Here is a 249-nt window from a genome sequence, read left to right as displayed (position 1 = left end):
CCTATCGCAACGCTAAATTGCAACTGGTCGCTGGCGATGTGCATCAGGTTCCAGATCAATCTCCTAGAGTACAAATTACTGGCAATGCAGTTGCTGCCGCGCCGTTGATGAGGAAGGCGATGGTAGAGGAATCTCTGTTTGAATATCATCTCTACACCTTAGACCACCCGACGACCATTGCCGAAAATCAAACCAAGCAAGTCGCTCTGTTATCCGGCAGTGCCGTGCCAGCGCGCAAAGAGTTGTTGC

The 249-nt window shown here is 51.0% G+C and carries 1 pseudogene; it reads left to right on the top strand.

Annotation, left to right across the window (positions count from 1 at the left end):
• Positions 1–17 precede the first annotated feature (17 nt).
• Positions 18–249: pseudogene (locus QN347_RS20545) on the top strand (hypothetical protein); the annotation flags it as partial.

It is taken from the genome of Sphingomonas sp. 10B4 (assembly GCF_035019905.1).
GTDB classification, from domain to species: domain Bacteria; phylum Pseudomonadota; class Alphaproteobacteria; order Sphingomonadales; family Sphingomonadaceae; genus Sphingomonas; species Sphingomonas glacialis.
The sequence above is the reverse complement of the archived record's forward strand: the minus strand, read 5'-3'. Positions and strand labels throughout refer to the sequence as shown.